This window comes from Sphingobium jiangsuense (assembly GCF_014196495.1).
Classification (GTDB): Bacteria; Pseudomonadota; Alphaproteobacteria; order Sphingomonadales; family Sphingomonadaceae; genus Sphingobium; species Sphingobium jiangsuense.
Genome location: NZ_JACIDT010000002.1, coordinates 42,606 through 63,918, shown reverse-complemented (window position 1 = coordinate 63,918; position 21,313 = coordinate 42,606). Strand labels below are relative to the sequence as shown.

Annotated in this window: 20 protein-coding genes; 9 read left to right on the top strand and 11 right to left on the bottom strand. The window is 67.6% G+C overall.

All coding sequences use genetic code 11. The features are described 5' to 3' along the window. Nucleotides 1-4 precede the first annotated feature (4 nt). The 3 genes from rfbD to rfbC are packed head-to-tail and all read right to left on the bottom strand — an operon-like array spanning nucleotide 5 to nucleotide 2,531. The gene (rfbD, locus tag GGR43_RS02675; RefSeq protein ID WP_188070413.1) at nucleotides 5-880 is read right to left on the bottom strand and encodes a dTDP-4-dehydrorhamnose reductase; all 876 of its coding nucleotides are present in this window, start codon (nucleotides 878-880) and stop codon (nucleotides 5-7) included. Further along, nucleotides 877-1,974: an acyltransferase family protein gene (locus GGR43_RS02670; RefSeq protein WP_223177263.1), complete on the bottom strand. Its 1,098-nt coding sequence runs from the start codon at nucleotides 1,972-1,974 to the stop codon at nucleotides 877-879. The genes rfbD and GGR43_RS02670 overlap by 4 nt, the downstream gene beginning before the upstream one ends. An 8-nt stretch (nucleotides 1,975-1,982) precedes the next feature. Next, entirely contained in the window at nucleotides 1,983-2,531 is a 549-nt protein-coding gene (gene rfbC / locus GGR43_RS02665; protein ID WP_223177284.1) for a dTDP-4-dehydrorhamnose 3,5-epimerase, read from the bottom strand. Nucleotides 2,532-2,732: 201 nt separating this feature from the next. Between rfbC and GGR43_RS02660 the strand changes: the two genes are divergently transcribed. Both GGR43_RS02660 and GGR43_RS02655 read left to right on the top strand, forming a co-directional pair. Next, complete coding sequence (locus GGR43_RS02660; protein WP_246343298.1) at nucleotides 2,733-3,821, top strand: cell wall hydrolase; 1,089 nt, start codon at nucleotides 2,733-2,735, stop codon at nucleotides 3,819-3,821. A 57-nt stretch (nucleotides 3,822-3,878) separates the two neighbouring features. Continuing rightward, nucleotides 3,879-4,256: a hypothetical protein gene (locus GGR43_RS02655; protein WP_188070410.1), complete on the top strand. Its 378-nt coding sequence runs from the start codon at nucleotides 3,879-3,881 to the stop codon at nucleotides 4,254-4,256. 16 nt (nucleotides 4,257-4,272) lie between these two features. Here GGR43_RS02655 and GGR43_RS02650 read toward each other — a convergent pair whose 3' ends face one another. Both GGR43_RS02650 and GGR43_RS02645 read right to left on the bottom strand, forming a co-directional pair. Beyond that, a complete protein-coding gene (locus tag GGR43_RS02650; RefSeq protein WP_188070409.1) occupies nucleotides 4,273-4,806 on the bottom strand; it encodes a Rap1a/Tai family immunity protein in 534 nt (177 codons plus the stop codon). Between the two features lie 50 nt (nucleotides 4,807-4,856). Beyond that, a complete protein-coding gene (locus GGR43_RS02645; protein ID WP_284278026.1) occupies nucleotides 4,857-5,672 on the bottom strand; it encodes a metallophosphoesterase family protein in 816 nt (271 codons plus the stop codon). Between the two features lie 420 nt (nucleotides 5,673-6,092). On the opposite strand from GGR43_RS02645, the gene GGR43_RS02640 reads away from it, so the two are divergent. From GGR43_RS02640 to GGR43_RS02620, 5 genes are read left to right on the top strand one after another with little or no spacing between them, the layout of a single operon-like run. Further along, complete coding sequence (locus GGR43_RS02640) at nucleotides 6,093-6,596, top strand: polysaccharide biosynthesis/export family protein (RefSeq protein WP_246343297.1); 504 nt, start codon at nucleotides 6,093-6,095, stop codon at nucleotides 6,594-6,596. Nucleotides 6,597-6,654: 58 nt separating this feature from the next. Next, a complete protein-coding gene (locus GGR43_RS02635) occupies nucleotides 6,655-7,116 on the top strand; it encodes a hypothetical protein (protein WP_188070407.1) in 462 nt (153 codons plus the stop codon). 49 nt (nucleotides 7,117-7,165) lie between these two features. Next, nucleotides 7,166-8,461: an outer membrane beta-barrel protein gene (locus GGR43_RS02630; protein ID WP_188070406.1), complete on the top strand. Its 1,296-nt coding sequence runs from the start codon at nucleotides 7,166-7,168 to the stop codon at nucleotides 8,459-8,461. A gap of 41 nt (nucleotides 8,462-8,502) precedes the next feature. Further along, nucleotides 8,503-10,629 carry a GumC family protein gene (locus GGR43_RS02625; RefSeq protein ID WP_188070405.1) on the top strand — a complete coding sequence of 709 codons (2,127 nt, stop codon included), beginning with the start codon at nucleotides 8,503-8,505 and terminating at the stop codon, nucleotides 10,627-10,629. A gap of 42 nt (nucleotides 10,630-10,671) precedes the next feature. Continuing rightward, on the top strand, nucleotides 10,672-11,355 hold the full coding sequence (locus GGR43_RS02620; RefSeq protein WP_188070404.1) for a hypothetical protein: 684 nt from the start codon (nucleotides 10,672-10,674) through the stop codon (nucleotides 11,353-11,355). Here GGR43_RS02620 and GGR43_RS02615 read toward each other — a convergent pair. The 5 genes from GGR43_RS02615 to GGR43_RS02595 all read right to left on the bottom strand — a co-directional run bounded on the left by GGR43_RS02615 (nucleotide 11,331) and on the right by GGR43_RS02595 (nucleotide 18,017). Then, nucleotides 11,331-12,758, bottom strand: a complete 1,428-nt coding sequence (locus GGR43_RS02615; RefSeq protein ID WP_188070403.1) for an O-antigen ligase family protein — start codon at nucleotides 12,756-12,758, stop codon at nucleotides 11,331-11,333. The genes GGR43_RS02620 and GGR43_RS02615 overlap by 25 nt on opposite strands. A gap of 40 nt (nucleotides 12,759-12,798) precedes the next feature. After that, on the bottom strand, nucleotides 12,799-15,117 hold the full coding sequence (locus GGR43_RS02610) for a WD40/YVTN/BNR-like repeat-containing protein (protein WP_188070402.1): 2,319 nt from the start codon (nucleotides 15,115-15,117) through the stop codon (nucleotides 12,799-12,801). 302 nt (nucleotides 15,118-15,419) lie between these two features. Beyond that, nucleotides 15,420-16,109: a WecB/TagA/CpsF family glycosyltransferase gene (locus GGR43_RS02605; protein ID WP_188070401.1), complete on the bottom strand. Its 690-nt coding sequence runs from the start codon at nucleotides 16,107-16,109 to the stop codon at nucleotides 15,420-15,422. Between the two features lie 495 nt (nucleotides 16,110-16,604). After that, nucleotides 16,605-17,747, bottom strand: coding sequence for an SGNH/GDSL hydrolase family protein (locus GGR43_RS02600; protein WP_188070400.1), 1,143 nt, complete (start codon nucleotides 17,745-17,747; stop codon nucleotides 16,605-16,607). Between the two features lie 3 nt (nucleotides 17,748-17,750). Continuing rightward, nucleotides 17,751-18,017 (bottom strand): spike base protein, RCAP_Rcc01079 family, encoded by a 267-nt coding sequence (locus tag GGR43_RS02595; RefSeq protein ID WP_188070399.1) that lies wholly within the window; start codon nucleotides 18,015-18,017, stop codon nucleotides 17,751-17,753. Between the two features lie 254 nt (nucleotides 18,018-18,271). Between GGR43_RS02595 and GGR43_RS02590 the strand changes: the two genes are divergently transcribed. Continuing rightward, nucleotides 18,272-19,093, top strand: a complete 822-nt coding sequence (locus GGR43_RS02590; protein ID WP_223177262.1) for a WecB/TagA/CpsF family glycosyltransferase — start codon at nucleotides 18,272-18,274, stop codon at nucleotides 19,091-19,093. A gap of 32 nt (nucleotides 19,094-19,125) precedes the next feature. Here the strand turns inward: GGR43_RS02590 and GGR43_RS02585 are convergent, their stop codons facing one another. Continuing rightward, nucleotides 19,126-20,163 carry a glycoside hydrolase family 5 protein gene (locus tag GGR43_RS02585; RefSeq protein ID WP_188070398.1) on the bottom strand — a complete coding sequence of 346 codons (1,038 nt, stop codon included), beginning with the start codon at nucleotides 20,161-20,163 and terminating at the stop codon, nucleotides 19,126-19,128. A gap of 247 nt (nucleotides 20,164-20,410) precedes the next feature. Here GGR43_RS02585 and GGR43_RS02580 point away from each other — a divergent pair, with 247 nt between their 5' ends. After that, nucleotides 20,411-21,313 carry a hypothetical protein gene (locus GGR43_RS02580; RefSeq protein WP_188070397.1) on the top strand — a complete coding sequence of 301 codons (903 nt, stop codon included), beginning with the start codon at nucleotides 20,411-20,413 and terminating at the stop codon, nucleotides 21,311-21,313.

Sequence of the window (21,313 nt, the reverse complement as noted above, 5' to 3'; positions counted from 1 at the left end):
CGGATCAGCCCCCGGCCGCGATGCCCTTCAGCATCAGGCGCAGATTTTCCCGCCAATGGGGGGCCGGACCGCCCAATGCCGCCCATGTCGCCTCCTTGTCGAGAACCGAGAAAGGCGGCCGTCGCGCTGGGGTGGGGAATGCCGATGTGGGAATGGGCAGCACCGGCGCCGCCCCGTCGAGCACGCCGCCGGCCAGCGCTTCCTCCCTTATGGCGACGGCGAAATCATACCAGCTGGCGACGCCGCTGTCGGTGTAGTGATAGACGCCCCGCCGCTCGCCCAGCGCGAGGTTCCAGAGCGCGCGCGCCAGCGCCGGGGCATAGGTCGGCGTGCCGATCTGGTCGGCGACCACGCGCACTTCGGGGCGCACTTCGGGCCGTTCGGCCATCAGGCGCAGCATGGTGCGCACGAAATTCCCGCCCTCCGGCGCATAGACCCACGCCGTGCGCACCACCAGCGCGGTGTCGAGCGCCAGCGCATGGCCTTCCCCGGCCAGCTTGGTGCGGCCATAGGCGCAGAGCGGACGGGTCGGCGCATCGGGCGCATAGGGCGTGCCGGATGCGCCGTCGAACACGAAATCGGTCGATATATGGACGAGCCGCGCGCCCGTCCGGTCCGCCGCCTCGGCCAGATTCGCGACGCCCCCGCCATTGACCGAGAGCGCCAGCGCCTCCTCGCCCTCCGCCCTGTCCACCGCCGTATAGGCCGCCGCGTTGAAGAGGATGTCGGGCCGCTCTTCCGCGACCAGCGCGGCCACGGCGGCCCTGTCGCGGATATCGAGTCCGTCCGACCCCCGGCAGACGAGGCGCGCCTGCGTCGGCGCCGCCGCCTGCAGGCACCGCCCCACCTGCCCGTTCGCCCCGACGATCAACGCCTTCATGCCGTCACCGCTCCCTCGCGCCGCGCCGCAAATGGCCGCCGCCCGCGCAGCGCGTCCAGCAGCGGGCGTTCGACATAATGATAGAAGGGCAGGCTGACGGCGATCGCCGCCAGCGCGATCAGCACCGGGAAAAGCTGCGCCATTGCTCCGCCCCCGACATGATGCGCCGCGACGCGCAGCAGGGCGGAGAGGATCGTCGTGTGCAGCAGATAGGTGGTGTAGCTGGCATCGCCCAGCGCGCTCAGCCATCGCGGCGCGCGCAGACGCCCCTGCCCCTCCAGCACCACCAGCCCCAGCAGGATCAGCGCGCTCGCAAGGCCGAAGCAGAAGGAGGGGAGATAGCCGCCGATCCATCCGCCCTGGGCCGACAGCGCCGCCCCGGCCAGCCCCGCAAGCCCAAGCCCCAGCGCTGCCGCCGCCGCCCTTGCCGAAACATGCCGCCACAGCAGCGCCACCGCGATCCCCATGAAGAATTCCAGATTGAGGAGGTCGAAGGCGACGCTGAAGAAGGTCGGGGAGTCCGCCCCGCGCGACTGGTGGAACAGCAGGATCAGCGCCAGCCACAGCCCCAGCGCCGCCGCCCCCATCCTGCGCGAGGCGAGCAGCAGCACGAACATCGCATAGAAAAAGACTTCGTGGAACAGCGTCCATGCGACCTGCAATGGCGGCATTTCCGGCGTGAAGCGGACGAGCGAGAAGGCGGTCAGCAGATTGGCGGCGGAAAGCGGCACCTCCTGCCGTCCCATGCCCAGCAGCAGCAACGCCAGGAAACCGCAGAGATAAAGCCAGTAGACCGGATAGATGCGGATCGCCCGCCGCCAGAGATAGGTGCCGATCCGGCCCGGCCTGCCGATGTCGCGGCGATGGGCGGAAAAGATGATGAAGCCGCTCAGCACGAAGAAGAAGTCGATGCCGTGCCGCCCCAGCTCCCCCCAGCCGTTCCAGACCGGCATATTCCCGTATCGCGGCAGCGCGAACATGGTCGAGGCATGGTGGAACACCACCATCGCCGCCGCGATGCCCCGCCCCGCCTGAACGGTCGTCATGATGCCGCCGGGCGCGGCGGGCCCGGTCGCGCCGGTGGTTATCGCCACCGTGCCGGTCAATCGAAGACCTTGCAGGCCGCCAGCGGCGCGCCCCGGCTGTCCTTGGCCGACAGTATCGGCTCCATGCCGTCGAGCGGCCAGTCGATGCCGAGCGCCGGGTCGTTCCACAACAGCACATGTTCCTGCGCGGGCTCATAGGGCTCCGTGCATTTGTAGAGGAAATCCGTCCCGTCCTCCAATGTCAGGAAGCCATGGGCGAAGCCGGGCGGAACCCACAGCATGCGATGGTTGCGTTCCGACAGCTCCAGCCCGAAGCACCGGCCGAAGGTCGGCGAGGCGCGACGCAGATCGACCGCGACGTCCCAGACGCTGCCGGACACCACCCGCATCAGCTTTCCCTGCGGATGGGGATTCTGATAATGCAACCCCCTCAGCACCCCTCGCGCCGAGCGGCTGTGATTGTCCTGCACGAAGCGTTCGTCGAGCCCGATCGCGGCGAATTTCGCGGCATGCCAGCTTTCCAGGAAGAAACCACGATCATCGTCGAACACCCTGGGTTCGATGATGAACAGGCCCTCTATGCCGGTTTCGATGCGCTTCACCAGTGACTTCCCCGGTTTTTCCTCCTGTTGCTCATAGGATAAGCGGCACCGCTTGCGCAACGCACAAGGGCCGTCTGTCCCCCGCTGGGACAGCACGTCACGTCGAAAAACATGCTGCAATGCACCAGACCGGTTTGATCCCCAGCCGCTTTTCGCCTATGCGTCGCCCGGAGCCATGCCCCAAACCATGGAAGCGTTGCAGCGATGATCTTATCCTACGGCTATGAAGGCGACCGCGCGGCCCCGCGCAATCGCCGCGCCGCGAAAGCGGCGGCTGTCGTCATCGCCATGCTGCTGGTCGTCGGCGGCTGCCTCGCGCTCGCGCTGCGCGACTGGAGCGGATTTGCCGGGTCGGACGGGCGCGCGCTGTCCCGTTTCGGCTTCAAGGCCCCGATCGCCTCCGCGCCGCCGCTGGTCCTGCCCGTGTCCGCGCCGGAATCATTGCGCAACGTCAGCCGCACGGAGGCGGAGCGGATCAACGCGGCCATCCCGATCTCGGCCGCCGCCAATCCCGCAGCCGCCTCGCTCTATATCCCGGTCGGCGACGGCAAGTCCTTCCTGCGCGCGCTCGATTGCATGACGAGCGCCGTCTATTACGAAGCCGCGAGCGAGAGCGACGACGGGCTGCGCGCGGTGGCGCAGGTCGTCCTCAACCGCGTGCGCCATCCCGCCTTCCCGAACAGCGTCTGCGGGGTCGTGTTCGAAGGGTCCCAACGCCGGACCGGCTGCCAGTTCAGCTTCACCTGCGACGGCTCGCTCGCGCGGCAGCCTTCGGCGGCGGGCTGGGCGCGGGCGCGGCGCATCGCCGGGGAGGCGCTGGCCGGACGGGTTTTCGCGCCGGTGGGCTGGTCGACCCATTATCACACCGACTGGGTTGCCCCCTATTGGGCGCCGACGCTGACGAAAACCGCCGTCGTCGGCGCGCATATCTTCTATCGCTGGCCGGGCGGCTGGGGGCAGCCGCGCGCTTTCCAGCAAAAATATGCCGGGGCGGAAACCGGGGACGGCCTGCCGCTGCTGCCGGGGCAGGAAGCCCCCGCCGAAGCGCTCGCCGCCCTTACCGAAACGGGCGCACCGTCGCAGGAGCGCACCGTGCTGCCGATCGACGGCAGGCTGCCGGCGGGCGCGGTGCCGCTGGCCGACATGAACAAGGACGCCGCCAGGCCGCCCGCGCACCCCACGGCGCAGGTCGGGGCGAACCGCTGGGTAATCTCCGCCGCCGCGCCGGCGCACACGGCGGAAGCGGCCGCGCCGCCCGCCGCTTCCGCCCGGCCGGGCCAGCCGCACCCCTGACCGCTCTTCATACCCCGCTTTACCTTTTCTTAGCCATGTCCGGGGTATCAGCGACCCATGTCGCCGATCGCCTCCTATATCGACACGCTCGACTGGCTTGCCGAAGCCAGCGGGGCGAGCCATGCCATGCTCCATATCCATGCCGGTCTGGCTATCTATGTGCTGGTGCAGCTGCTGCTGCGCGAGCGCCGCGCGTCCGTCACCGCGCTCAAGGCGGTGATCGTGGCCGAGCTGGTGCATGAATGCATGCAGCGGCTCCATTATGGCGAATGGCGCTGGCCCGACACGCTGGCTGACGTGGCGCTGACGATCCTGTGGCCCGCGCTGCTCACGGCGACCGGCCTCTATCGCCGCCGCCGCTGGAAGCTCGCGGAAAAAGGCGAACGTCTGCTACGGCAGGTTTCCGCCAACGGGCCACGCGCAACGCAGCGCTGAAGCCCCTCCCGCCCTTTCAATCGGGCGATTTGGGTGCGGCGGGCATCTTTTCCGGCACGGACGGGGGCACGGGGCGCGGATCGGGCGGGCAGGTGAAGGTCTGCTTCAGCGCCACCGCGACGACCGAGGCGGCCTGTCCGCTGCCATTTTCGGGATAGGCGCTGAGATAGGTGAGGAAGGCGCGGCGCAGGTCCGCCTGCGCATTGCCGCCGCCGATGCAGAATTCCCGCTGGCTCAGCCAGATCTCATAGGCCTTCATCGTATCGTGCACGGCAGTGATATAGGCGTAGCAATAGGAAATGGCGGCCGGGCTGCTGTCCTGACAGCGCCGCGCGAGGGTGGCGGCGGTGAAAAAGCCGATATTGCCCGCCTCGCCCGTCCCGGCCGATGGCGGAGCGGGTGGAGGCGGCGCCGGTGCCGGGGTCGGTGCCGGGGTCGGTGCCGGTATCGGGGCGGACGGCTGCGCGGGGGGCGGGGCGCTTCCAGCGGCGGCCCGCGGCATCGGCGCGGCGGCGGACGCCAGCGCAAGGGCGGTCAGGGAAACGAGCATCGGCCATTCACCATGATGTCAGGAACGGGGAACAACGGATCGGCCGCGCGTCAGCCGCCGACCATCAGCGGCAGCGGCGCGCTGTCCGCGCCCTGGCCGGTGGCGAGTATCTCCTGCCGGTCGCCCTCCAGATAGAGCGCGGTCAGCACGCCGGTGCGATAGGCGCCGGTGTCGATGCCGATGCGGTTGCCACAATATTCCACCTCGTCCGCGATGCTGTGGCCATGGACGACGACGGCGCCATGCTCCTGCCTGTCATCCAGAAATTCATCTCGGATCCACAACAGGTCGGCCTTTTTCTGGCGCTTGAGCGGCACGCCGGGACGTATGCCCGCATGGCAGAAGAAATAGTCGCCGGATCGCGCTGAATAGGGCAGCCGCGACAGCCACGCCACCCATTGCTGCGGAATGGTCGCGGCGAAGCGGCGGGCGTAGAGCTCGTAATCGCCCCCGCGCGGCGGCGGCTCCATGCCGAAGCTGCGCAGCGTGGCGTCGCCGCCGATGCGCATCCACGCGCGGAAGATGCCATATTCGCTATTGAGCGCCCGCAACATCAATTCCTCATGATTGCCCATGAGGACGATCAGCTGATCGGTCTTTTTCTGGATATTGTAGACATAGTCGACGACCTGCGAGGACTGCTCGCCGCGATCGATCAGGTCGCCCAGCAGGATGACATGCTGCGTGCGCGGGTCCGGCAGGCTGCGGGAATGGCGATCGATCTTTTCCAGCAACTCGGTCAGGAGGTCGAGCCGGCCGTGAACGTCGCCGACCGCATAGATCCTCTCGCCCTCGGCGGTCCGCGGCGGCGAATAGCGCGCCTCCGGTCCGGTTCTGAATGCGCCGATCAGTCTACCCAACACCACCTATCCGTCCACCTTCCTGTATCAAGGGCTTTTTTCGCGCCATCCGAAACCGGGCCCGCTCCGGCGCAGGGACTCGCCCCGTTCCGTCCGCCTTTGGTGGCAGAAGCGAAATGCACCCGGAATGAACCGTTCCCCCAAATCCGTCGCCCGCCGACAGAAAAATTGCATTGATCGCATCGTCCCTTGCCGCGCCCGCCCGAAATGCGGCAATCCCCCTTCTCATTAGCTTCCCGTTAATCGTCCCGTATCGCAACATCAAAAGATTATCGAAATGGTTAGCAATCTTGCTGCATCGCGTCATCCCGTATATGCCGGATTCGTATGTGTTCGCAATCCGGGACTGTCCGCATGAAAATGAAACTGCTCATTGCCTTGATTTTTGGGTTGCTGACCGCAGCCTGTTCCGCAAGCGTTTCGGAAATGAGCGTTTCGGGCCCGCGTTACACCGCGGAAATATCGGGGCCTGAGGAATATAAGCTCGGCGCGGGCGACAAGGTCCGGCTGACGGTCTATAACGAACCGACCCTGTCCGGCGAATTTTCGGTCAGCTCCTCCGGCGTCCTTTCCTTCCCGCTGATCGGCGACATCGCCGCCGACAACCGCACGACGCAGGATATCGCCACAGAGACGCAGACCAAGCTGGCCGACGGCTATCTGCGCGATCCCAAGGTGAACATAGAGGTGGTCAGCTACCGCCCCTTCTTCATCCTGGGCGAGGTCAAGTCGCCGGGCCAATATCCCTATGCCAGCGGCATGACCGTGCTGAACGCGATCGCCACCGCGCAGGGCTTTTCCCCGCGCGCCGAACGCAAGGTCGCCTATATCCGCCGGTCGGGCGCCGCGGTCGAGGAAAGCTTCCGCCTGACCCCGGACCTGCGGGTGTGGCCGGGCGACACGATCCGGGTCGGGGAACGCTATTTCTAAAGTCCCGCGGGCCGCAATGCCGGCCCGGCGGCAATCACCATAATGGGGGGTCTCATCAATGGCTAAGGTAATGGCGGCCAAGTTCAATCTCATACCGCTGGCGCCCGCGCTGCTCATCGCGGCGGTTCCGACCGCGATCCTGTACGCGGCCGAACAGGCGTCCGCCCCGGCGGCGGCGGGGCAGCAGGACGCGGTCGACGCGCCCGCGCTGGCGGCGGCGATCAACGCGGAAGTGGACAGGCTGGCCCCGACCTCCTCGATCAGCGATTATGAGGCGAGCATCATGTTCGTCATCAGCCAGCAGACCGCCACCGACGAGGTCGTGCTGGCCGCGCTCGACATGGCCGATGCCCGCCCCAACCTGCCGGAAACGCTGAAGGTGGCGATCGAGAATATCCGCAAGTCGCTCCGCCGCAAGAAGCTCGGCCGGGGAACGGGCGCGCTGGGGGACGGGGTTTCCTCCAGCTTCTCCTCCCCCTCGATAGGCCTGGGCGGCGGGTCCACCAATTATACGCAATGATTTCGGCCGCACGGCGAAAAGACAGGATCGGCGAGACGAAGGGGCTGCAATGAACTGGAAAAAACTCATCCTGACGGGGATGGCCGGGAGCATCGGTCTTTCGACCCCCGGCTTCGCGCAGGACGACAGCGTGCTGCTCCGCCCGGTCGTGCCGGACGATTTCGACCGGGGCCGCAACGAAAGCGTGACCGAGCGGGCGCGCCCGGATTACGACCCCATCGGCATCAACACCGGCAGCTTCGTCCTGCGCCCGCGGGTGGAACTCGGCCTCGGCTATGACAGCAACATCTACCTGATGAAGGAGAATGAGACGGACGCCGCCTATGCCGTCCTCTCCCCGTCGATCCAGGCCAGCTCCGCCTGGTCCCGCCATGCGCTCAACCTCACCGCGTCCAGCAACCTGCGCCGCTATCTGGGCGAATCCGACCGCAACGAGACGACCTGGAACCTGGGCGCCCTGGGCCGGGTGGACGTCAACAACGCGTTCAGCCTGACCGGCGAGGCGCAGTTCGCGAAGCTGGCGGAAAACACGCTGTCGGGCGCGATCGATTCCCAGCTCGCCGCCTTTTCCCGCTATCGCCGCGATTTCTACGGGCTGCGGGGCGAATATCGCTCCGGCCAGTTCCGCTCCTTCGTCAGCGCCGACCGGACGTCGTTCCGCTTTTCCAACATGACCCTGTCGGACGGCACCGGCATCGATCAGGGCGATCGCGACAGGGACGTCACGCGCGCCGTGGGCCAGGTCGAATATGCGTTCACCCCCAGCCTCTCCATCTATGGCCAGGGCACCTACGACTGGACCGATTATGACCGCGCGCTGCTCCTGTCGGGGCAGGACAACCGCGATTCCGAGGCATTCCGCCTGATCGGCGGCTTCAATTTCGACCTTGCGGGCCTGCTGCGCGGCACGCTGGGCGCGGGCTATATCCGCCGCAATTTCGACTCGCCGCTCTACAACACCGTCAGCGGCCTGTCGGTCGAGGCGCGGGTGGAGATGTTCCCCAGCGAGCTGACCACCGTCACGCTGCAGGCGCGCCGCGCGCTGGAGGATTCGAACATCAACCAGACCACGGTGTTCTTCTCCAACAGCTTTTCGGCGCGGGTCGATCATGAACTGCTGCGCAACCTCATCCTCAACGCCCGCAGCGAGGTCGAATATCTCGACTATGTCGGCAGCCGCCGTCACAACTGGCTCTATCGCGCGTCGACCGGCGCCCGCTATCTGGTGGACAACCGCTTCTCGCTGGGCCTGAGCGCGCAATATACCAGCCGCACCACGCAGGCCGGTTTTTCCAGCGGCTTCCAGGATTTCCGCGGCCAGCTCTCGTTGATCGTCCAGAAATAGCGGCCCTCCCTCCCCACCCCCAAGATAAGGTTACCAACTGCATGGAAATCACTCATAAAGTTGACGGATATGAGCGACAGCTTTCTGACATCCTGCAACTGGTGCGGGACGTGCTGCGGCGCCGTCGCCTTACCTTCGGACTGGTCGCGGCGGGGGTGCTGGCACTGGCCGTCGCGCTGATGATGCTGATGACGCCGCAATATGAATCGGTGGCGCGCATCCGCATCGACCCTTCCCAGAACCCACTTGCGAACAAGCAGCAGAGCGACCAGACGACCCTGTCGCCCGAAGCCATCGAAACCGAGGTTTCGGCGATGTCCTCGCTCGACGTGGCGCGCACCGTGGTGAGGGAGCTCAACCTCGCCAATGATTCGGAATTCGCCAAGGGGCTGGACGAAGGCCCGGACGCGGCGCGCATGGGGGCGGAGGAACGCGAGACGCTCGTCGCGCAGGCGGTGCTCAAGAAGCTGAGCGTCGGGCGCGAGAAGCTGACCTACATCATCGCGATGCGCTTCCGCTCGCGCGATCCGGTGAAGTCGGCGAAGATCGTCAACAGCTTCGCCGACAATTATCTCAAGGCCAAGACGGGGATGAGCGTGGGCACCGCCTCGCGCCAGACCCAATGGTATGAGCAGCGCCTGGCCGAGCTGGGCAACGAAATGCGCACGGCCGAGGCGGCACTGGCCGACTATCGCGCGCGGACCGGCCTCGTCGCCACCGACAGCCGCTCCAGCGGAACCGTCGTCGACCAGCAGATCCCGGCGCTTTCCGGCTCGCTGGCCAATGCCGAATCCAACGCGGCGGCGGCGCAGGCCGCCTATTCCTCGGCCCGCGAGCAGATCTCGCGGGGCGGCATCGATTCCGTCTCGGAGGTCCGCAACTCGCCGGTCATCGCCGACCTGCGCAGCCAGCGCGCGCAGATCCTGCGCAGCATGGGCGAGGTGCAGGCCCGCTATGGCGACAAGCACCCCGAAAGCATCCGCGTGCGCGACCAGCTCGCCTCGATCGACGAACAGATCCGGGACGAGGCGGCCCGCGTGGTCAATTCGCTCGCGGCCGATGCGGTGTCCGCGCAGGCGCGCGCCGCCAGCCTGCGCAATTCGCTCTCGCAGCTGGAGGGCGCGCGCGCCCAGAACACCCGCAACGAGGCGATGGCGCAGAGCCTGGAGCGCGACGCGGTGGCCAAGCGCGCCGCCTATGACAAGATGTCGGAAATGGCGCTGACCAGCGCGCAGGCCTCGCAAAACTCGCTCTCGCAGGCGGTGATCGTCGAGCGGGCGCAGCCGCCGATGCAGCCTTCCGCGCCGAACAAGCCGCTCATCCTGGCCCTCGGCCTGGTCGCCGCGCTGGTCGCGGGCGGCGGCACCATCGCGGTGCAGGAAATGCTGGTGACCGGCATGCAGACAGTCGAGGAAGTGGAAACCGCGCTCGGCATCCCGGTGCTGGCGGCGGTGCCCAAGGTCGCCAAGTCCGCCAACCCGGCGGACATATTGATCGAGCGGCCGACATCGCTGTTCGCGGAATCGCTGCGGATCGCGCGCGCGTCGATCCTCGGCGTGCGCGAATCGCGGCCGCCGCAGGTCATCGCCCTCACCTCCGCGCTGCCGAGCGAAGGCAAGACCACCACGTCGCTCGCCTTCGCCCGCACGCTGGCCCTCAACGGCGCCAAGACGCTGTTGCTGGAATGCGACGTGCGCCGCGCCGCGCTGCGTCACATGGTCGGCGATCCGGCGATCGGCGCCGGTCTGGTCGAGGTGCTGCACGATGAAGCGCCGCTGGATGCGGCGATCCAGCCTTCGGGCATCGACAATCTCGACCAGCTGCTGGTGCGTTCCCCCTTCTTCAGTTCCGAAAATCTCTTCGGCGACGGCAAGATGGAGGAGCTGCTGCGCCGGCTGCGTTCCCGCTATGAAAGCATCGTGCTCGACCTTCCGCCGCTGGTGGGGCTGGCCGACGGCCGGTTTCTCGCGACGATGGCGGATGCGGCGGTGCTGGCGATCCGCTGGAACGCGACCCCGTCCAGCGCGGCGGCTTCCGCGCTGGGCTGGATGCGGTCCGACGGGGCCAATCCGATCGGCGCCATCTACACGATGGTCGATTCTTCCGCGGAGGCGATCGGCGGTCTTTACTATTCGAAGAAATATTCGGCCTATTATCAGGGCGAATAGGGTCATCCTTTCCGGGTGATCGAGGATCATCATGTGGAAAAGATGGCAATCGCGACAGCCTGGGGACGCACGCACAGGACCGCCCTTCTCGCATTGGCCATATGCGCCCTTCCCGGCGCATATGGCCTCGATTTCATCCATCAGGAACAGGCCGTCCTCGCCGCGCAGGAGCGGATCGAGCGCAACCATGTGCTGGGCGCGGAAGGGGGCGAGCGGGATTTTGCCCGCCCCTATTCCGCCGGCAGCCCCGGCGATCCGCCCCGTCTCCTCCTCGCCGCCGCGCTGATCCACGCGCAGCAGGCCGCCGCCGCGCCGCTCGCCCCCCAGCGGGCGGCCCTGCTCCAGCAAGCCCGGCAGGAAATCGACGCCATCGCCGCCAGCCGTCCCTATTGGGGCGAGGCCGATGTCGTGCGCGCCTATATCGCCAGCCTTGCCCCGACAGGGCGGCGGGAGGCGCTGGCCGCGCTGGCCCGCAGCTATGAAAGCTCGCCCTATCTGCTGAACGCCGCCGCCTGGCGGTGGCGCTTCGGCATCGAGCATTGGGGCGAGCTATCCCCCGCGATACAGGCGCATCTGATCGACGAGGCGGTCTGGCTCGCGCGGCTGAAGCCGGACCAGCACCCGCAGGTGATGGACCTCGCGCGCGGGACCGACGCCTACAAGCCGCTGCTGCTTCGCTGGCGCGAGGTGCGGCTCAGGGATCAGAATTTGTACAGGCGCCCCTGATCGGCCGGGGCGGCAGGGCCGGTCAGCAGCGCAGGCTCCCTCCTGCCGATGGCCCTTCCTCCCCACAGCACGCCCGCCATGGCGAGGAAGAGTATCGCCAGCGCGGGCACGTTGAGGCAGATATCGACCAGCGCGCAGCAGAATATCTGCACCAGCGCCAGCAGCGCTGCCAGCCGCCCCGGCGGCCATCCCTCGTTCCGCAGCCCCGTCAGTATCGCCGCCCCGACATAGAGAAAGGCGAGCGCCAGCAGGCCGAAATAGGGAAAGCCGCCGTTCAGCAGCAGCTGGAGCATGATGTTATGGGCGGAATTCACGTTCCACACCGACTGCGCCATTTCGATGTTCGACAGGAAATGGGCGTTGAGGCTGGGAAAGGCGCCGAGGCCATAGCCGTAAAAGGGCGCCTTGCCCACCAGTTCGGCATAATGGCGCCACATGGTGAAGCGATCGCCCAGATCGCCGCCCGCCGAGGAAAAGCGGTCCATCAGGATCGCGCCCGCCGCCGCCAGCAGGACGACGCCCGCCGCCGCCAGCGCGAGGACGGTCCGCCGCAGCGTCGCCGCCCGGATCCGGTTGCGCGCGCGGCTTCCGATCAGGCCCGTCCCCAGCACCAGCAGCAGCACGACGGCGACCAGCGCCGCGAAGCGGGAAGCGGTCGCGATCATCGCGCCGACGAACAGGAAAAAGCCCGCCCCCGCCAGCAGCGCCGCGACCGGCCTGCGCCTGCGGCCCGGTTGCAGATAGCCGAACACCATCCCCGCGGCGAGGATCGCCATCGCCCCCGCCAGCGCGGCGGTGACGTTCGCATTGCCGATCGTTCCGGTGAACCGCCCCTGCCGCGTCACCGTCCACAGGTCGAACGCCATGTCCATGTCGCTGGCGCGCAACGCCAGCCCCCACAGCACCCAGGCCGCATTGAACAGCAGCAGCCAGCGCAGGAAACGCGACGCCGCATCGGGATGCCGCCCGATCAGCGCCCCGCACGTCAGCGCCAGCACGCCCGCGAGAAAGCCCAGCATCTCCGGCCCGAAAAGATCGCGCGCGAAGGCGACGGGCGGCCCTGCGCCCGGTATCATCCGCACCCCCTGGTTGACGAGCCACACCCAGCCCGTCGCCGCCGCGCAGAGCAGCAGCACCGGCATCACCCGCCGCCAGAAGCGCCCGGCAGGACGATAGACGACCAGCAGGAAAATCAGCAGCGCCGCATTGACGATATAGGCCACCGCCTGCCCCAGCAGGCTGTTGAAGCCGCCCAGCAGCGCGCCCAGCGACAGCAGCAGCGCGGCGAGCGCGGGCGCCTGATCGCGCACCGGCGTCCACAGCGCGCGCAGCCCCGCCGGGCGGGCGCGCCGCTTCACCGCGCCGCGCACCTGAAGCCCCAGGGCAGGCCCGTCCGCGTTCATCGGCGCGCTCCGGCTCCGCCCGGCCGCTGCCCGGCCAGGATCAATTCACCGCCCTGCATATGCGTTCCGCATTCCCCCTTTTCGCCGCCGCGCACGGCCCCGGCTCGCCATAGACCCAGCCCGACCCCATCAGCCCCAGATAGACGCGGCCGAATATATCCTTGTCCGCCTCCATCACAACGACCTGATCGAGCCGGTCGAGCGGAAAATCCGCAATGCGCCGCCAGCTGCCCAGCGCATCGGTGGAGCGCCAGATGCCATAGCGTCCCTCCACCTTGCCGGAAATATAGATGGCGGGATAATCGACGCCCGGCGCGGCCTTGCCGAACGCGATGTCGTCGACCTGCGACACCGTGTCGATGCGGCTCCAATGCTCGCCGCCATCGGTGGAGCGCAGCAGCTGCTCGCTCTCCCCCGGCTGCGCCGAGGTGAAGAACAGATGCCCGGCCCGCCCCGGCACCGCCCTCAGCTTCGCCCCGAAGCCGTCGCGCGGGGACAGCCTGCCCTTATGGACCTGCTCCCAGCCGCGGCCGCCGTCGACCGTGCGCCACAGCCCGGCAAGGCCGGGGTTGGACGCGTTGCCTCCATGATAGAAATAGAAGGTGCCGGGCCGCACGCGATCGGCGGCGAGGGTTTTGCGCTGGACCCAGATATTGGGGTAGGACCCGCTATAGGGCGGCACTTCCCCCGGAAAGACCACGCGATGCCATGTGAGGCCGCGATTGAGCGTGTAGAAGGGCGCGCGGTCATAGCCGGGAACCCAGACGATATTGTCCGGCGTGTCGGCCGCGACGGCGATGGTGCCGAACGCCATGCGCCACGGGTCGTCGGCGCGGGTTCCGGGCGGCTGCGGCAGGGTCGGGAATTTGTGCCAGTTCCGCCCGCCGTCGCTGCTATATCCCGCCATCACCGCATTGCCGTCGCCAGAGCAGCAGAAGGTGCGCGTGTCCGACGCATTGGTGACGATGAAGTCGGGATCGGCCGGGGTCCACGCAATCTGCTGCGCGGCGATCAGCACCCGCTCGGCCGGGCCATAGCCGGTCGAAAAGGCGTCCAGATCCTCCTTCAGGTGAATCCCGAAATCGAGCGCGGCGAAGAGCGGCGCGCGCCCCGCGGGCTGGATGACGTCGCTCGCCACCAGTTCCTCTATCCCGCGCACCGCGCTGGTCCAGACCAGATCGGTGCAGCCTTCCGGGCAATCGGCATAATAGGGCCCGGCCCCGGTCATCGCCCACAGGCGGTCCGGCACCACCGGATCGGGAAAGAGCGCGCCGGTGGCGAAATAGGAAATATCGGTCACGCGCAGCCAGGGCGGCTCTCCCTCGCCCACGCGCGCCCGGTGGTTCAGCCGGGTCCAGCTTTCGCCCTGATCGGCCGAGGCGAAGGCCGTGCCGCCGTCGTCCACCACGACGATCCGGCCCGAACGGGGGTCTATCGCCACGCCGACGAAGCCATGGGCGGCGACGCGCCCTTCCGCGACCAGATTGCGCCAGCGCCCCTGATGCAGCCGGTAGACCGACCGCTCGGTGCTCGACACCGCGAAGAAATCGCCGCCGGGCGCGAAGGCGCCGCGCGCCAGATCGCGGGGCGCGGCGCCCTGGTCCGCGCCGACCGGCACGAAGCTGCGCCCCTTGTCCGTCGATCGATAGAGGCCATGCCCCGGCGAGAAGAGGAGCAGCGGCGCGGCGCGCTTCGGCTGTTCCGGGCCGGGCGGCGCGAACCAGACCAGCATGGGCGCGGGGGCCTCGTCCCCCTGCGCGGCGGACGGCGGCACCGCAGCCACCGCCTGCCAGCTGCGCGCGCCGTCGGTGGAGCGCCACAGCCCCTGCCGCTCGGTCCCCAGGAACAGCAGGTCCGGGTCGTCCGGGCTGACGGCCAGAAAGGCGCCGCGAAAGCGATGGGCGCCATCGGGCGAGAAGCGGAACTCCGGCCCGCCCGCCGGGCGGGTCCAGCTGCGGCCGTGATCGTCGGACCGATATATCCTGCCGCGCAGCGCCATATAGAGGCGGCGCGGGTTGCCGGGCGCGACGGCGATCTCATAGACGCCTTGCGCCATGCTGCCCTGCCAGCGATCCTCCGGCGGCATGGAGCGGGCGGTGACGAGCTGCTCCCACCGCCCCGCCTCCTTGCGCCAGATATAGGCGCCATAGACATCGGTGCGCACGATGCGCGTACCGCCCCGCGCATCGCTGGCAAAGCCGGTGACGCTGCCGCCGCCGCCGATCGCGACCGGCTTCCACACATAGCTTTCCCCCGGCACCGGGCGTCCCGCCGCCGACAGAGGCGGCGGCGGCGAGGTCGCGGGCGTCACGCCCCCGGTGCGCAGCACCATCGCCAGCCCCGTCCAATCGGCGAGCAATGCCAGAATTGCTGCGACAGCAACAAGAACACCGCCATATCGGAGATGGGGGCCTGCGCTCATCGGGGGGCTGAACCTCATTTATCCACGGCGGTTCAATCCGCCCTTCGACCGAAAATAAGATATAAGATTCAGAAAGATAGGCAACATCCCTGCCACTCGATTCGTCTCATTCGACATAAGGCGGCGGGAAAGGGGCGTTTTTACGGCCTTCCGCCGGCCGGCCCGCCATCGGCGGGCGGCGCGCGCGATACGCAATTGCAGCAGGATTTCCTTCGCACCGCACCGGCACAGGCGCGGCGTCATCCGCGAGTCTTGGTCAGCAGATGATAGAGCGCCACCGGGTTGGTCATCACATAGCGCTTGCCCAGCCGCCACGGCTCCTGCCAGACGCGGTAGAGCCATTCCATGCCGATCTTCTGCAACCAGAGCGGCGCGCGCGGAATCCGGCCCGAATAGAAATCGAACAGGCCGCCGCAGGTCCGGATCCAGGCGACCCCGGCCAGCCTCGCGCGATTGCGGACGGCGAATCGCTCCTGAAGCGGACTGCCCAGCCCCAGCCACAGCACGTCCGCGCCGCTTGCGCGGATATCGGCGCACAGCGCCTCTTCCTCGTCCGCGCTGAAATAGCCGTCCCGCACGCCGACGATCTGGAGTCCGGGAAAGCGCGCCTGCAACTGCTCGGCCGCCTTGCGCGCCACCCCCGGACGCGCGCCGAGAAAATAGAAGCGGATGCCCTCCCGCGCGGCGGTTTCGCAGGCGTCGAGAATGAAATCGGTGGTCGCCACCCGCTCCTTCAGCGGCTCCCGGCACAGCAGGCGCGTCGCCAGCACCGACGGCATCCCGTCCACATCGACGATATCCGCCTGCGCGATGAGGGAGCGGAACTCGCTGTCCTGATGATATTTGGCGATGACCAGCCCGTTGGACGCCACGATCAGCTTGGGAGTCGTGGAAAGGCCGGCGCGCGCGGCCATGGCGTCATCGACCATTTGCTGCGCCAATTCCCGCCGGGTCGCCCTGGAACTTCTGATCCCTCCCACTAAGACGGTATCAGAGTTCATTCCATTCCCTCGAAACTGCAGACGTCCTCCATGTGCAGACCAGCAGGCTACGCAGCGTCGCCTAAAAATTCCTTTAACCAACGGGGCGGCTCGTGGCCAGACGCATCAGGACGGAGGGATGATATCCCGGACTGCCCGGCACGACAAACCCGCTTCGCCGCGCCTTTTCCATAGCGGATCAGGCTCCGGCCACCCGAAGAACCGGGTACGCGATCTGCGCACGTCTGAAAACCCGTTTTCGCTGCCTTTCTGTCTCAAAAAGAATTGCATTCGGGCGGCAGGGGAACGGCGGCGGAGCCATTTCGGACCAGCCGGGGGAAAGTCCTCCGGCGCCGCCGCCGCTCGCCCCGCCTGCCCTGCGCCGCGCGCCGCCTCATGGCCGGCGCGGGAACAGGGCCGGGCGGGTCCATCAGCGGGGGGCGATCAGGCGGACAGCGCGATCTGCGCGTAGAACTGCCCCTGATCCTGCGCGCCGAACCAGTTGGCGTGGAACGCATCGCCCGCGTCCGCCATCAGCCCCCTTGCGCTCGCCTCGGCATAGCTGCCCCAGCGGTCGCCGAAGCTGTAGACGGCGACGTTCTTCGCCTGCGCGACGGCGATCTGCGCCGCGTCATAGGCCTGCATCAGTTCCACCGTGGTGTCGGTCAGCGCCGAACGGATCGGCAGGATGATGCGCGGCACGATGCCCCTGGACTGGCACTGATCGACCCACGCCTGCACATAGCCCTGAAAGACCGCGAGGTCGGTCGGCGCCGAGCTTTTCCAGTCGTTGACGCCGATCTGCCACCAGCATTCGTCTCCCGCCGCCAATATCTGCTCCGGATAATAGAGCGAGGCGCTGGCGGCGGTGCTGTTGGCGAGGTTCTGGGCCTTCATGCCGCTGGCCGATCCGTTCAATATCTGGAAGCCGGGCAGCCTGCTGTTGTAGCACCAGATCGAATCGATCGACACATTGCCGCTCGCGGCGGTGCGGCGGATATCCGCCTTGTGCGCGCCCAGCGCCACCCCGTCGGCAGGGCCGATCGTGACGGAGCCGAAGCCCGCGGTGGCGTTATACTGGTTGAACGCCTTGGTGACGCCGCCGAAGCTGATTTCGCCGGTGCTGCGGCTGTTGTCCCGCGCATAGGTGAATATGCAGCTGTCGCACTGCGTATCGGGCGCGAAGGTCCAGATGCTGGTGGTGTCGGTGTTGTTGCGGATCGTGCCGAAGACGGCGGTGGTGACGGCCCAATAGCCCCAGCCGCTGCCGGTCATGCTGATGCGCGGGTCGAAGCTCATGAAGCCGCTCGCGCTGGTATAGCCGCCGCTGCCCGCGACGAACTCGTCCTGCGCATAGCAGCCCGCCGCGATGAGCGCGTCGCGCATCCGCCGCGACGGCCCGCAGCGCTGCGCCGCCGCATTGCCGCTGGGATAGGCCGTCATATAGCCGATCCCGGTGCTGTCCCCGCGCAGCATGATCCTGCGCGGGCGGGCGAGCGGCGCGGAAAGGCCGGGAAGGCCCTGCCGCCTCGCCCAGCGCGCCGCCGCCCGGCTCGAAAAGCCGAGGCTGCCTGATGCCCTCGTCATCGGTCAGGCCTCCGCGATCAGGTTGGAGGCGGTGGTGCCGGTCGCCCGCACATATTGCGCGCGCACCGCGATATAGCTCGCGTCCGGCAGGTTCCTGTAAGTGACGTCGGCCACGCCGTCGACGCCGCGCAGCGTGACATCGCCGCCACTGCCCACATAGATGCCCTTGGGCACCAGGGTCAGCTCGTCGGTGTCGTGCGGCACCAGCGTATAGGGCGCGCAGGACGGGGCGGCCGGGGCGTCGGCAAAGGAGTTGAACGGGTTGGTCATGCGGTGTCTCCATCGACCGGCGGGAGTGCCGGCGAAGAGGTGGGGTATCCACAATAGCATGGTGTAGGACATAGTTTTTATCCATATAGGTTATTTCTCTCGTCCGGAACCAGAGGCACTCATGGCCCAAAGCGCCCAATTCCTCCAAGAAATCCGGCAATTCGCCGCGACCGCCGCGACAGAGCATCTTGCGGTGCGGCGAACTTTCCTGCATTTACCGGGCGATATCCGTTCAGACAGGAAGACCGATCCCCGTGACCAGCCACGTGTCTTTTCGCCTTGACCCCGACAAGGACAGGAAACGGCCTCCCCGCGTCATAGTGGGCGGATTGCCGACCGTTTCGGTCACGCGCGCGGGGCTGGCGGACATGATGGTGGAAGACTGCGTCCGGGCGCGCGCCGCCGCCGGGCAGGTGCCGCCCAAGCTGGTATTCTCCTCCAACGGCCAGGGCGTTTCGCTCGCGGGGCGCAGCCGCGAATTCCGCGACACCATGCTGGAGGCCGCATGGATCCACGGCGACGGACAGTCGATCGTGATCGCCAGCAAGCTGACCCAGGCGCCGCTGCCCGAGCGCATCGCCACTACCGATTTCTTCCACGACGCCGCCCAGGCGGCGATCGAACATGGCCTGTCCTTCTTCATCTTCGGCGGCTCGGAAAAGCAGAATGCGGCGGCGACCGACGCGATCGGCAGGCTCTATCCGCGCCTGAAGATCGCCGGACGCCGCAACGGCTATTTCAAGCCGGAGGAAGAGGAAGCGATCTGCGCGGAAATCCGCGAAAGCGGCGCCGACGTGCTGTGGGTCGGGCTCGGCAAGCCGCTTCAGGAGGAATGGAGCGTCCGCAACCGCCACCGCCTTGGGGGCATTGGCTGGCTCAAGACCTGCGGCGGGCTATACGCGTTTCTCTGCGGCGACGCCCCGCGCGCGCCGGAATGGATGCAGCGCTTCGGCCTCGAATGGCTGTTCCGCACGATGAAGGACCCCAGGCGCCTCGCCTGGCGCTATCTGACGACCAACCCGCATTCCTTCTACCGCCTGCTGGTCCACACCCGCCGCCGCCCGATCGAGCGATAGGCCCGGCCGCTCCCGCATCGCGGCAAGCAGGTTCAGCCCGCCCCGCTCTCCGCCAGCCGCGCCATCACATAGCGGCCATAGGCGGTCGGGGTTTTCCAGTCCTTTTCGACCAGGCTGGGCTGGGCGCGCGGGCTGAAGCTGTAGGCGAACCAGCTCATTCCGTTTGCATCGAGCAGGCGCAGCAGGGGATCGGCGAAGGATTGCGGCGTCGCGAGGAATTGCGGGTCGCCGACCTGCGCAAACCCCCATTCGGTGACGATCACCGGCCGGTGCTTTTGCAGATTGTCGAGGCGGACCAGCCAGTCGGGCAGGCTCTGCCGCCCCTGGCGCGGATAGACGTGCCAGGCATAGGCGATATTGTCGCTTTCCACCGGCGCCTCGGCAATGCCGCGCAGGTCGTAGCTGTAGCGATTGCCGGAGCAGATGACGACATTGTCCGCCCGCGGCCGGATGACGGTGCCGACGATGTCGGTCCACACCGCGCGCAACCGGGGCCAGAGCCGGTATTCGACATCCGGGTTCCTGGGATCGCGGATCGGCTCGTTGAAAAGCTCGAACGCGATGCCGCCGTCAGGGGCGTATAGTTCCGCCATTTCGGACCAGAAGGCGCGGCATTTCGCGATGCTGGTGTCGAAGGCGTCCGCGCGGGTGCCCCATGTCGCGGGCGGGCGGAAGGTGAAGCCGTCGGGAAAGCCCAGCGCGTGCCAGCAGAGGATGACGAACAGCCCCGCCGCCCGCGCGGCGCGCACATTGTCCGCCACCCTGCGCCGAGCGCCTGGCGTGTCGGCGTTCCAATAGCCGGGGTGGACGCTGATCCGCACCGCATTGGCGCCCCATGTCCGCGCGATATCGCGATAGGGGAAAAGCGCGGGCCGTCCGGGCTTCAGCAGATCGCCGACCACCACCCCGCGCAGCCGGACGGGCTCGTCGCCCAGCAGCAGGCGGTTGCCCGATGTCCGCAGGCGCGGCGCCTTCGCCGCCTGGGCGGCCGCGCCCGTCCCGGCGACGCCGGCGGCCAGCGGCGCAAGCCCGGCCAGCATGGCCCGCCGGTTCATGCAGAGATCGATCATCGCAAACGGCCTTTCCGAACCTTCGACATCCGGCCCGCAGGGAGGGGTGAACCGCCTGCCCGTCCCGCGCCTGTCACTGTGCGTCGCAAAATAATATGGCTATGAAAAGAGAAAGGATGTTATTGTCCGGCCCATCCAGTTCAAGCCCGGAACGACAATGACAGCATGGTCTATGCAGACGGAAACTTCTTTTTCATCTTCCGGGGATATCGGCCATAAGCGCCATTGCTCCAGCACGGGAAACGGGATGAGCGCTGAACGGATCGATCGCTTCCAGCAGATCGCGGCGACGAATCGCCTTGCCCTTCCCCCCGCGACGCTGGAGCAGATCGCCCGGCTGGATACCGCATTGCAGCATTGGAAGACCCCTGCGCTGATGCGGGAGTTCGGCCCCGCCTTCACCCGGACATGGCGGGAGATCACCGCCCCGCTCGCCCCGCCGCAGCGCAGGCAGTTCGCCGCCCTCTATCTGGCGCAAAAGGCGCTCGCCATCGACGACGTGCTGCGGGAAAGGTCGCTCACCCCCGCACTGCTGGCGCGTTATCCACTGGCGCTCGACCGGCTGGCCGACACGCTGGAGGCGATGCCCGATCCCTATGATTTCGACGACGAGCTGTTCATCAAGGATCTGCGCCTGGTGCTCGGCCTGGGCGTTCCGGCAGGCGCGTGCATCCTCGACATCCGCAGCCGCATGGGCGGCACCATCCTGCTCGGCGTCGCGCGCCGCGATCCGCTCCGGGTCCTGCGCACCGGAGGGAAGATCCCCTGCTTCCGCCTCTATCTCGACCCCCGCTATCGCGAGGCGTTCAACCGCGAGGGCATGATCGACTATTATCGCGAGGCCGGGGAATTGCTGGTCCATCACCCGGACGTGTACGGCTTCGTCTGCAAGAGCTGGTTCATGGACCCGCAACTGGAAAGGGTCAGCCCGCGCCTCGCCCATCTCTCCACCATCCCGCTGTCGGCGGGCGCCTTCGTCATCACGCGCAAGGCGTCGGACGGCGACCGCGCGCGCGCGCTCAAGACTTCGCCGACGCGCAGGGCGCTGCACGAGGCGGGGAAGTATGAGCCGCGGGCGGTCTCGCTCGTCTGGCCGCGCGAGGGGATGATCCGCTGGGCCATGGCGCAACGGCAAGAGCGGAAGGCCTGA

Excerpts from the sequence above, each read along its gene's own strand:
- rfbD (WP_188070413.1), bottom strand. The coding sequence starts at position 880 with ATGAAGGCGTTGATCGTCGGGGCGAACGGGCAGGTGGGGCGGTGCCTG.
- GGR43_RS02660 (WP_246343298.1), top strand. The coding sequence starts at position 2,733 with ATGATCTTATCCTACGGCTATGAAGGCGACCGCGCGGCCCCGCGCAAT.
- GGR43_RS02655 (WP_188070410.1), top strand. The coding sequence starts at position 3,879 with ATGTCGCCGATCGCCTCCTATATCGACACGCTCGACTGGCTTGCCGAA.
- GGR43_RS02650 (WP_188070409.1), bottom strand. The coding sequence starts at position 4,806 with ATGCTCGTTTCCCTGACCGCCCTTGCGCTGGCGTCCGCCGCCGCGCCG.
- GGR43_RS02640 (WP_246343297.1), top strand. The coding sequence starts at position 6,093 with ATGAGCGTTTCGGGCCCGCGTTACACCGCGGAAATATCGGGGCCTGAG.
- GGR43_RS02635 (WP_188070407.1), top strand. The coding sequence starts at position 6,655 with ATGGCTAAGGTAATGGCGGCCAAGTTCAATCTCATACCGCTGGCGCCC.
- GGR43_RS02630 (WP_188070406.1), top strand. The coding sequence starts at position 7,166 with ATGAACTGGAAAAAACTCATCCTGACGGGGATGGCCGGGAGCATCGGT.
- GGR43_RS02625 (WP_188070405.1), top strand. The coding sequence starts at position 8,503 with ATGGAAATCACTCATAAAGTTGACGGATATGAGCGACAGCTTTCTGAC.
- GGR43_RS02620 (WP_188070404.1), top strand. The coding sequence starts at position 10,672 with ATGGCAATCGCGACAGCCTGGGGACGCACGCACAGGACCGCCCTTCTC.
- GGR43_RS02615 (WP_188070403.1), bottom strand. The coding sequence starts at position 12,758 with ATGAACGCGGACGGGCCTGCCCTGGGGCTTCAGGTGCGCGGCGCGGTG.
- GGR43_RS02605 (WP_188070401.1), bottom strand. The coding sequence starts at position 16,109 with ATGGTCGATGACGCCATGGCCGCGCGCGCCGGCCTTTCCACGACTCCC.
- GGR43_RS02600 (WP_188070400.1), bottom strand. The coding sequence starts at position 17,747 with ATGACGAGGGCATCAGGCAGCCTCGGCTTTTCGAGCCGGGCGGCGGCG.
- GGR43_RS02595 (WP_188070399.1), bottom strand. The coding sequence starts at position 18,017 with ATGACCAACCCGTTCAACTCCTTTGCCGACGCCCCGGCCGCCCCGTCC.
- GGR43_RS02585 (WP_188070398.1), bottom strand. The coding sequence starts at position 20,163 with ATGATCGATCTCTGCATGAACCGGCGGGCCATGCTGGCCGGGCTTGCG.
- GGR43_RS02580 (WP_188070397.1), top strand. The coding sequence starts at position 20,411 with ATGAGCGCTGAACGGATCGATCGCTTCCAGCAGATCGCGGCGACGAAT.